Annotated in this window: 8 protein-coding genes; 2 read left to right on the top strand and 6 right to left on the bottom strand. The window is 70.1% G+C overall.

Annotation, left to right across the window (positions count from 1 at the left end; translation table 11 throughout):
- Positions 1-505: 505 nt before the first annotated feature.
- Positions 506-1,504: a tryptophan--tRNA ligase gene (trpS, locus tag IE262_RS38805; protein WP_134042649.1), complete on the top strand. Its 999-nt coding sequence runs from the start codon at positions 506-508 to the stop codon at positions 1,502-1,504.
- A gap of 58 nt (positions 1,505-1,562) precedes the next feature.
- On the opposite strand, the gene proC is transcribed toward trpS, so the two are convergent.
- The 5 genes from proC to IE262_RS38780 all read right to left on the bottom strand — a co-directional run bounded on the left by proC (position 1,563) and on the right by IE262_RS38780 (position 5,851).
- Positions 1,563-2,375 (bottom strand): pyrroline-5-carboxylate reductase, encoded by an 813-nt coding sequence (gene proC / locus IE262_RS38800; RefSeq protein ID WP_134042647.1) that lies wholly within the window; start codon positions 2,373-2,375, stop codon positions 1,563-1,565.
- Positions 2,376-2,619: 244 nt separating this feature from the next.
- The gene (locus IE262_RS38795) at positions 2,620-3,459 is read right to left on the bottom strand and encodes an ABC transporter permease (protein WP_189880314.1); all 840 of its coding nucleotides are present in this window, start codon (positions 3,457-3,459) and stop codon (positions 2,620-2,622) included.
- Positions 3,456-4,250 carry an ABC transporter ATP-binding protein gene (locus IE262_RS38790; protein ID WP_134042645.1) on the bottom strand — a complete coding sequence of 265 codons (795 nt, stop codon included), beginning with the start codon at positions 4,248-4,250 and terminating at the stop codon, positions 3,456-3,458. Before IE262_RS38790 ends, IE262_RS38795 begins: the two co-directional genes overlap by 4 nt.
- A gap of 534 nt (positions 4,251-4,784) precedes the next feature.
- Positions 4,785-5,285 (bottom strand): EamA/RhaT family transporter, encoded by a 501-nt coding sequence (locus IE262_RS38785; protein WP_134042661.1) that lies wholly within the window; start codon positions 5,283-5,285, stop codon positions 4,785-4,787.
- Between the two features lie 188 nt (positions 5,286-5,473).
- Complete coding sequence (locus tag IE262_RS38780; protein WP_189880312.1) at positions 5,474-5,851, bottom strand: SH3 domain-containing protein; 378 nt, start codon at positions 5,849-5,851, stop codon at positions 5,474-5,476.
- 178 nt (positions 5,852-6,029) lie between these two features.
- On the opposite strand from IE262_RS38780, the gene IE262_RS38775 reads away from it, so the two are divergent.
- Positions 6,030-8,315 carry a serine/threonine-protein kinase gene (locus IE262_RS38775; protein ID WP_189880309.1) on the top strand — a complete coding sequence of 762 codons (2,286 nt, stop codon included), beginning with the start codon at positions 6,030-6,032 and terminating at the stop codon, positions 8,313-8,315.
- A 132-nt stretch (positions 8,316-8,447) separates the two neighbouring features.
- Here IE262_RS38775 and ilvD read toward each other — a convergent pair whose 3' ends face one another.
- Positions 8,448-10,301 carry a dihydroxy-acid dehydratase gene (ilvD, locus tag IE262_RS38770; RefSeq protein WP_189880307.1) on the bottom strand — a complete coding sequence of 618 codons (1,854 nt, stop codon included), beginning with the start codon at positions 10,299-10,301 and terminating at the stop codon, positions 8,448-8,450.
- Positions 10,302-10,308 lie beyond the last annotated feature (7 nt).

The raw sequence follows: 10,308 nt of genomic DNA, 5'->3' as shown, positions 1-10,308 counted from the left end.
GTGTTTCCGACTCTATCAGATCCTTTCGGGCCTGATTCCCAGTCGGCGGGAGTTTGTCTTCGCGGCCGCTGGGCCGTTCCGACGAGTGAGACTTTAGCGGATTCCCGGCTCCCGAGCTAATCGGGGGCTGCGTCCTTTCGAACGCGGATTCCTCATTCCGTAAATACGCATGACAATGCCACGACGACGGATCGCCGTTTGTCGGTTGGTACCTGCGGAGTGGCTGCCCGGGGACCGACCGGAGTCGGCGCTCACGTCGGGCAACCCGGAGAACACTACGTACCGCGTCAGGGCGTGTCAACTCGCTCACGGGGGCCACTCCTGGGGCGTAGTCTGGCCTCCATGACTACGCGTACGTACACCCAACTGTGGTGGGCCGCCTGACGGCGGCCGTACGCACGTATGCACTCAACGGCCGCCGCTTCGGCGGCCGTTCTTGTTTCTCCCTCCTGGAGGACCCGGCCGGCGGGCAGTGGCGGTCCTGACCGGAGAGGTGGAGAGGGAGATGACGCGGGTCTTCAGTGGGGTGAAGCCGACCGGGCATCTGACGCTGGGGAACTATCTGGGAGCCATGCGGCGGTGGGCTGCGGTCGACCAGCACCAGGCGGATGCGCTGTTCTGCATCGTCGATCTGCACGCGCTGACCGTGGACCATGATCCGGCGCGGGTGCGCAGGCTCAGTCGGCAGGCCGCGACGCTGTTGTTGGCGTCCGGGCTCGATCCCGAGGTGTGCACCGTGTTCGTGCAGAGTCATGTGGACGAGCATCCGCGGTTGTCGTACGTGCTGGAATGCGTCGCCACTGATGGGGAGATGCGGCGCATGATCCAGTACAAGGAGAAGGCGGCGCGCGAGGGGGCGCGGGGTGGGAGTGTGCGGCTGTCGTTGCTGACGTATCCCGTGCTGATGGCGGCCGACATCCTTGCGTACGGGGCCGACGAGGTGCCGGTGGGCGACGATCAGGCGCAGCACGTGGAGCTGACCCGGGATCTGGCGGTGCGGTTCAACCAGCGGTACGGGCACACCTTCGTGGTGCCCCGGGCGACGCATCCGAAGGTCGCGGCGCGGGTCATGAACCTGCAGGAGCCGACGGCGAAGATGGGGAAGAGCGAGGACGTCGGGCCGGGGATCGTCTATCTGCTGGACGAGCCCGACGTCGTGCGGAAGAAGGTCATGCGGGCCGTGACCGACAGCGGTCGGGAGGTCGCTTACGACCGGGAGGGGCGCCCGGGGGTCACGAATCTGCTGGAGATCCTCGCGGCCTGTGAGGGTGGGAACCCCGAGGACCTGAGCGGTGTATACGAGTCGTACGGCGCTTTGAAGAAGGACACCGCAGAGGCCGTGGTCGAGGTTCTCAGGCCCGTACAGGAGAGGCACAAGGAGTTGTGCGCGGATCCTGCGTACGTGGAGGGGGTACTGCGGAATGGCGCGGAGCGGGCCAGGGAGATGGCGCGGCCGAGGGTGGACGCGGCGTATCGGGCGATCGGGTTGCTGCCGCCTGTATAAGGAGCGGCGCATGGAGCAGGGGTGGAGCAGGGGGTGGGCCCCGCTCCGCCCGGGGTTCCTAGCTGTTGCTGCCGGAGGCGAGCTCGCGGCTGCGGTCGCGGGCCGCTTCGAGGGCGGCGATGAGAGCGGCTCGTACGCCGTGGTTCTCCAGTTCGCGGATGGCGTTGATCGTGGTGCCTGCGGGGGAGGTGACGTTCTCGCGGAGTTTGACGGGGTGTTCGCCGCTGTCGCGGAGCATGGTGGCGGCACCGATGGCGGACTGGACGATGAGGTCGTGGGCCTTGTCGCGGGGCAGGCCGAGCAGGATGCCCGCGTCGGTCATGGCTTCGACCAGGTAGAAGAAGTACGCCGGGCCCGAGCCGGAGAGGGCGGTGCAGGCGTCCTGCTGCGTCTCGGGTACGCGGAGTGTCTTGCCGACGGCGCCGAAGATTTCCTCGGCATGGGCGAGGTCGGCCTGGCTGGCGTGGCTGCCGGCGGAGATCACGGACATGGCCTCGTCGACGAGGGCGGGGGTGTTCGTCATGACGCGGACGACGGGGGTGCCCTGGGCCAGGTGCTCCTCGATGAGGGAGGTGGTGATACCCGCTGCGCCGCTGATGACCAGGCGGTCGGTGGGGATGTGCGGGGCGAGTTCGTCGAGGAGGGTGGTCATGTCCTGGGGCTTGACCGTGAGGATGAGGGTTTCGGCGGTCTTGGCGGCCTCGGGGTTGGTGACCGGGGTGACTCCGTAGCGGGTGCGGAGTTCTTCTGCTCGCTCGGGGCGGCGCGCGGTGACCAGGAGGTCCTGCGGGGCCCAGCCTGCTCGGATCATGCCGCTGAGCAGGGCTTCGCCGATCTTTCCTGTGCCGAGGACTGCGACTTTCTGGGTCATGGTGCGGGTGCCCTCCGGGGGTGCGTCGTCCTGGGGTCATCCTCGCACTGGGGGTGCCGGTTGGGTGGGAACTGTCCGGTGGGCGGGATGTGGAGCCTGGGTGGCCCGGAGGGGGTTGGGCTCCCGCCGCCGCAGCCCGCCACCCTTCGAGGTCGCGCCCCGCCCCAGACTTCGGGGCTTTGACCCGGCCCCCTTGGGCGGAGCCCCCAGGCGGGACGGGTAGGGGACGGGGGCGCGGCACGAGTCATGTTGTTCGGCGCCTCAGGGTGGCGGCTCCCAGGCCCAAGACCAGGAGGGCGCAGCCGGCCACGATCAGGACGTCGCGGATGAAGTTGGCAGTCACGTCGGTGTGCTTGAGGACCTCGTTCATGCCGTCGACCGCGTAGGACATGGGAAGGGCGTTGGAGATGGCTTCCAGGACGGGGTGCATGTCAGGGCGCGGGGTGAAGAGGCCGCAGAGGAGGAGTTGAGGGAAGATCACGGCGGGCATGAACTGGACCGCCTGGAACTCGGAGGCGGCGAAGGCCGAGACGAAGAGGCCCAGGGCGGTGCCGAGGAGGGCGTCCAGGACCGCGACGACGAGGAGGAGCCAGGGGGAGCCGGTGACGTCCAGGTCCAGGAACCAGACGGCCAGGCCGGTGGCCAAGGCTGACTGGATGATCGCCAGGGTGCCGAAGGCCAGGGCGTAGCCCGCGATGAGGTCGGCCTTGCCGAGGGGCATGGTGAGGAGGCGTTCGAGGGTGCCGGAGGTGCGTTCGCGCAGGGTGGCGATGGACGTGACCAGGAACATCGTGATCAGGGGGAAGATGCCCAGCAGCGATGCGCCGATGCTGTCGAAGGTGCGCGGGCTGCCGTCGAACACGTAGCGGAGCAGGAAGAGCATCACGCACGGGATGAGGAGCAGCAGCGCGATGGTGCGGGGGTCGTGGGCCAGTTGGCGCAGGACGCGGGTGGCCGTCGCCGTCGTACGGAAGTAGTTGATCGCGCTCAGCGAGTTCCGCGAGTTTCGGGAGCCGGGGGCGGGTGCGGCGGTGTTCGGACTCGTGTGCGCGGTGGTCGTCGGGGGTGGGGGCGGAGTGGTCATCGGGCCCGCTCCTTCTCTGGGGCGCTCGCCGCGACGGCCTCGTCGACCAGGTGCAGGAACGCGGCTTCAACGGTCTCGGCGCCGGTGCGGGTGCGCAGGGCGTCGGGGGTGTCGTCGGCGAGGAGTTGGCCCTCGCGCATCAGGAGGAGACGGTGGCAACGCTCGGCCTCGTCCATGACGTGGGAGGAGATCAGCAGGGTCGCGCCGCGGTCTGCGGCGATGGTGTGGAACAGGGTCCAGAGGTCTCGGCGGAGGACGGGGTCCAGGCCGACCGTGGGTTCGTCGAGGACGAGGAGTTCCGGGGTGCCCAGGAGGGCGACGGCCAGGGAGACGCGGCTGCGTTGGCCTCCGGAGAGGTTGCCCGCGAGGGCGTCGGCGTGGGAGGTGAGGTCGACGTCGGTGATGGCACGGGTGACGCTTGCTCGGCGGCGCTCGGCGGCCGCGCGCCCGGGGTCGAGGATCGCGGCGAAGTAGTCGAGGTTCTGGCGGACGGTGAGGTCGTCGTAGACGGAGGGGGCTTGGGTGACGTAGCCGATTCGGGAGCGGAGGGGGGTCGCGCCGGCGGGGAGGCCAAGGACCTCCAGGGTGCCCATGACCTTGGCCTGGGTGCCGACGATTGCGCGCATCAGTGTGGACTTGCCGCACCCCGAGGGGCCGAGCAGCCCGGTGATCTGGCCGGGCGGGACAGTGAAGTCAAGGGAGCGGAGGACCGTGCGGGAGCCGCGGACGATCGAGAGGTCCTGGGCCCGGACGGCCGGGTGGTCGGGCGGGTCCGACACGGAATTCATCATGCGATGAATAGTGCGCGTGCGGGGTGGAGGCGTCAAGCCTCGCTCCTGGAATTCGCTGGGGCCTTTCGGCCCTCGCGCGTGCGAGGCGGGCATGGCGGGAGAAAGGAGATGGTGGTGTGCGGGTGACCATGGTGGTGCGGGTGACAGGCGGTGCCCAGACCCTGCGGTTTCCGGAGCCGCTGGACGGGTTCGCACCGCCTCCGTGTGCCGGCCTACCCGAAGATCTGTGGCCGCCGGACGGGACGAGGGTCAGGGCGAGGTACGAGATCAGTCCGACGTCGTAGACCTCTTCGGCCATGCCACTCAAGGACATGTCGAGGAGTAGGGCGCGCTCCTCGGTGAGGAAGGTGTGGGTGGCCTCCTCGCCGAGGACCAGGAAGACCGAGTGGCCGCCGAGGTACGCGTCGATGCGTTGGCTCTGGGCCTCTATCCACTGGGCCTCTATCCAGGGGGTGTCGGAGGCGCCGGTGTTTCACCGTAGGGGCCGGGCGGCCGGCGCCACACCGGATCCCCCCGGATTACCGCCGCACCGGCCTAACCGCGGCGGCGCGCCGGGTTGCCTGTGCGGCGGGTTGTGCGGCGGTCGTACTGGGCGCGGGCCTTCTCGTACTCCTCGCGGTGGAGCTTCTCGCCGGGGGCCTCGGTGAGGGAGCGGAGGAAGTAGGCAAGGAGGGAGCCGACGAAGCCGATGGTCATGAGGCCGCGCAGGGAGGCCTGGCGGTCGGGGTCGGGGCGCTTGGTGAACGCGCCCCAGGTGTGGCCGAAGGCCAGCGCACTGCAGGCCGCGAACATCACCACGATGAGCAGGCCGACCCAGCCGCCCACGGCCGCGATCTGCAGACCCTGGTAGGCCAGCCGGAGTACCACGCAAGCGGCCGCGGCCGCTGCGAGCGAGCCGGCGGACACCGCCGCGCGGCGGGCCCGGTAGCCGTTGTCGTGGTTGAGCCAGGTCGTCCCGAAGAACCGGATGGGTTCGGGGCGCGGGCCCTTGGGGGTCGCCGCGGTGGGATGGGCTGGAGTGCCGTTGACCGGTATGCCGCTCTGCTCGTCGCTCACGCGGCAATTATGGCTGCGGTCATGGAGGCGGGCTCCGCTGGGCCCGCAGCCGCTCCGGGTGACTCCATCAGCTGTCGCGCCACGCTGCCAGAGGTCCGGGGCCGGGGCCGTGCCCGCGTCTGTTGCGCGGGCACGGCGCGGGTAAGTCGAGTCCAGCCTGGCCGTCATTATGAGCAGCGCGGTGCCACGTACCCGTCGCTTCCCGTGTAGACGTACGCGTCTGAGACGTAGTCGCCGTCGGCGATGTTGTCCCAGAGGTTCGTGGTGCCGTAGGGGCCGCTGATCGTTTCGCCGGGACGCTGGCAGTAGATCGGGACTCGGGCGCCCTCGGGCAGGACGCGGACGAGGCTGTAGTTGGTGCCCGGGCCGCTGCGGACGTTGAGACGGACGCCCGGTGCGACCGAGTAGTAGCGAACGGCCGCGGTCACGGAGGCCGTGACCGCCTCCGAGTCTTCTTTTCCTTCTGCGCCCCCAGCGCCCCCGGCGCCCCCTGTGTCCCTTATGTCTTCTCTGTGCTCTGTCTCCTGGACGCGGTCAACAGACATGCGAATCTCCCCCGTTGAACCCATGATCGACATGGGGTCGCGATGATTCCCCTAAATCCGGCCACGCACACATGTGCGCTCTTGGCATGGCGAGGCTAGCAAGCCGCCTCTGTCCCGTACGAGTCATCGACTAGGCTCGTGCGTCGCGCGTGCGGACGAACAGCACGGGGGTGAGTCCATGACGCCACAGCCGAACGCCGGAACGGGCACGGAAGCGGAACTTCCCGAGTACGCCGGTCAGTACCGCCTGGAGTCGCGTCTGGGCTCCGGCGGCATGGGTGTCGTCCATCTGGCCAGTTCGGCCTCCGGGCTGCGGCTGGCGGTCAAGGTGGTGCACGCCGAGTTCGCCAAGGATCCTGAGTTCCGGGGACGGTTCCGGCAGGAGGTCGGCGCCGCGCGGAGGGTGAGCGGTGCCTTCACCGCGCCCGTCGTCGACGCCGACCCGGATGCCGCGCTCCCCTGGATGGCCACCCTCTTCATTCCCGCGCCGACACTCGCGGATCATGTGAAGCGGAACGGTCCGATGACTGCGGCCCAGCTGCGTCGGCTCATGGCCGGGCTGGCGGAGGCGCTGCGTGACATCCACCGGGTCGGCGTCGTCCATCGGGACCTGAAGCCCAGCAACGTACTGCTCGCCGAGGACGGCCCCAAGGTCATCGACTTCGGCATTTCCCGGCCGAAGGACAGCGAACTGAGGACCGAGACCGGGAAGTTGATCGGCACTCCGCCGTTCATGGCGCCCGAGCAGTTCCGTCGCCCGAGAGAGGTCGGGCCCGCGGCCGACATCTTCGCGCTGGGCTCGGTGATCGTGCACGCGGCGACGGGGCGCGGGCCGTTCGACTCCGACAGCCCGTACGTGGTCGCGTACCAGGTCGTGCATGACGAGCCGGACATCACCGGCGTACCGGAGAACCTCGCACCGCTCGTCCTGCGCTGCCTCGCCAAGGAGCCCGAGGACCGGCCCACGCCGGACGAGTTGATGCGCGAACTCCGGTCCGTGGCCGCCCTGTACGACACCCAGTCCTTCATACCGGCCCAGCGGGCGGACACCGCGATGGAGCAGGTGGATGGCGCGGTCGAGCAGTCGGGTGGGGCTGCCGCAACCGGCGGCCGCCCGGCGAAGCGGGACGGCCTGTCCGAGAGGGACGAGAGAGACCAGAGGGACGAGAGAGACGAGAGCGGCGCGTCCGCCGAGAGCGCCGAGGCGGCCGATGCCACTGGCGCCCCTCGTCTGCGCAGACGGGTGCTCCTCGTCGCCGGAGCCGTGGTCCTCGCCGTGGGGGCGGCGCTCGGCACGGTTCAGTTGCTGGGTGGCGGTGTTCCCGGGGAGCAGGAGGGCGCTCCCCCGGCCGCGTCCGCGTCGGCGGGTGTGAAGCCCTGGGAGACGAAGCCCGCGTCCGCGAAGCCCGCGTCGGCGAAGGGCGACCCCACGGCCGGCGGCTCTACGGCCGGCGGGGCCTCGGCCGGAGGCACGCCTCGGTGCTCGTACGGGGAGGGGAAGCTGCTCTGCGCGCAGCCGGGGCTGGTCTCCGCTCTCGACCCGGCCGACGGCAGCGTGCTGTGGCGGCACGCCATCGCCGAGGGGGAGGTGACCGGGCCGCCTGTCGTGTCGGGTGGGCTGGTGCACGTGTGGGCGGGCGGTGACCAGCGTCTGGAGGCGCTCGACCCCGGCTCGGGCAGGAAACGCTGGGAGCAGGACGTGGCCGCGTACGACAACACGCGTTCCGTGGGTGGCATGGTCCTGCTCGGCTCCGCCGACGGCACGGTCACCGGTCTGGACGGCGCGACCGGTGAGAAGAAGTGGAGTCACCCGATCCAGGGGCACAGGGAAGCGTTGGTCACCTCGTTCGACGGCGACCGCCTGGCCTATCTGGTGACCGCGGCCGACGACGGGTCGAGCACACGGGTCACCGCGGTGGACCCGGTCTCGGGGGACGTGCGGTGGGACGCGCGGCTGCGGGGCTTCCTGCAACCCGTCGGCAGCGAGGAGGGGCGCCTCTTCTTCCTCGCCGTCGACAACGTGTACCAGGACGCGAACGCCGTCGTCCGCTACGACCCGGAGAACAGGAAGTCGCTCCAGGTGCGGCTGCCGGTGCAGCGCCAGCAGGCCGTCGCCGCCGTGCGCGGCGACACGGTGTTCCTCGCGGCCACCGGTGGTTCGCTGGTGGCCGTCGACATGGGCACTGGGAAGCAGCGATGGAGCCTGGAGACCTCCGTGAGCCGGGGTTCCACGCCCGTCGCGGACGGCGAGCGCGTGTACGTCATGGCTCCCGACGGGCGTCTGCTGGCCGTGGACGCCGACACGGGCAAGCTCCTGGGGCAGACATCGCCACGGCTCGGCGAGCACTCCGACCGGGTCTCGGCCGTGCTGCCCGTGCCCGTGGTCGCCGGGGACCGGGTCTGCGCGGGCGCACCCGACGGAACGGTGTTCGCGGTGGACCGGGGCGACCCTTCAGGTTGGTGACATGCGCACACACATGCGCATACAGGGGGCCGCTCCCTGCCGCTCCCGAAGGATCGGCCCCCTGTATGCGGAGAAGACGTAGGCGAAGGACGTACGCAGCGGACATACCCAGCGGACGTACGCCGAGCGGTGTCAGCCCAGTTTCGTCACGTCCCGCACCGCGCCCTTGTCGGCGCTCGTGGCCATCGCGGCGTAGGCGCGGAGGGCGGCGGAGACCTTGCGGTCGCGGTTCTTGGGGACGTACGCGCCGTTCAGGGCCTGCTCGCGGCGGGAGAGTTCGGCGTCGTCCACGAGGAGCTCGATCGTCCGGTTCGGGATGTCGATGCGGATGCGGTCGCCGTCCTCGACGAGCGCGATCGTGCCGCCGGACGCCGCCTCCGGGGAGGCGTGGCCGATGGACAGGCCCGAGGTGCCGCCGGAGAAGCGGCCGTCCGTGATCAGGGCGCACGCCTTGCCGAGGCCGCGGCCCTTCAGGTACGAGGTCGGGTAGAGCATCTCCTGCATGCCGGGGCCGCCCTTGGGGCCCTCGTAGCGGATGACGACGACGTCGCCCTCCTTGACCTGCTGGGTGAGGATCTTCTGGACGGCATCCTCCTGCGACTCGCAGACCACCGCCGGGCCCTCGAACGTCCAGATCGACTCGTCGACGCCGGCCGTCTTCACCACGCAGCCGTCGACGGCCAGGTTGCCCTTGAGGACGGCCAGGCCGCCGTCCTTGGAGTACGCGTGCTCCACGGAGCGGATGCAGCCGTCCTCGGCGTCCTCGTCCAGGGCCTCCCAGCGCTCGGACTGGGAGAAGGCCTCGGCGGAGCGGACGCAGCCGGGGGCCGCGTGCCACAGCTCGACCGCCTCGGGGGACGGGGACCCGCCGCGCACGTCCCAGGTCTTCAGCCAGTCCGCCAGGGACGGGCTGTGCACCGCGTGGACGTCCTCGTTGAGCAGGCCGGCGCGGTGCAGTTCGCCGAGCAGGGCGGGGATGCCGCCGGCGCGGTGCACGTCCTCCATGTAGTACGTGCGCGTCTTGGCGACGTTCGGGGCGACCTTCGCGAGACAGGGCACCCGGCGCGAAACCGCGTCGATCTCGTTCAGGCCGAAGGGGACCTCCGCCTCCTGGGCCGCGGCCAGCAGGTGCAGGATCGTGTTGGTGGAGCCGCCCATGGCGATGTCGAGGGCCATGGCGTTCTCGAAGGCCGCGAAGGTGGCGATCGAGCGCGGCAGGACCGACGCGTCGTCCTGCTCGTAGTAGCGGCGGGTGATGTCCATGACGGTGCGGGCCGCGTCCTCGTACAGCGCCTTGCGGGCCGTGTGGGTGGCCAGGACCGAGCCGTTGCCGGGGAGGGAGAGGCCGATCGCCTCGGTCAGACAGTTCATCGAGTTGGCGGTGAACATGCCGGAGCAGGAGCCGCAGGTCGGACAGGCGTTCTCCTCGATGCGGAGGATGTCCTCGTCCGAGATCTTGTCGTTCACGGCGTCGGAGATCGCGTCGACCAGGTCGAGCGTGCGGACCGTGCCGTCGACGAGCGTGGCGCGGCCGGACTCCATGGGGCCGCCGGAGACGAAGACCGTGGGGATGTTCAGGCGGAGGGCCGCGTTCAGCATGCCCGGGGTGATCTTGTCGCAGTTGGAGATGCAGATCAGGGCGTCGGCGCAGTGGGCCTCGACCATGTACTCCACGCTGTCCGCGATCAGGTCGCGGGAGGGCAGCGAGTACAGCATGCCGCCGTGGCCCATCGCGATGCCGTCGTCGACCGCGATCGTGTTGAACTCGCGTGGGATGCCGCCCGCCTCCCGGATGGCCTCGGAGACGATCCGGCCGACCGGCTGGAGGTGGGTGTGGCCCGGCACGAACTCGGTGAAGGAGTTGGCCACCGCGATGATCGGCTTCCGCCCGATGTCCGCGCCCGGTACACCGGAGGCCCGCATAAGGGCACGGGCGCCCGCCATGTTGCGGCCGTGGGTGACTGTGCGGGACCTCAGCTCGGGCATCGCGCTC

The sequence above is a fragment of the Streptomyces bluensis genome (genome assembly GCF_014650715.1).
In the GTDB taxonomy this organism is placed as follows: domain Bacteria; phylum Actinomycetota; class Actinomycetes; order Streptomycetales; family Streptomycetaceae; genus Streptomyces; species Streptomyces bluensis.
This window is presented reverse-complemented; position numbering and strand designations above follow the sequence as displayed.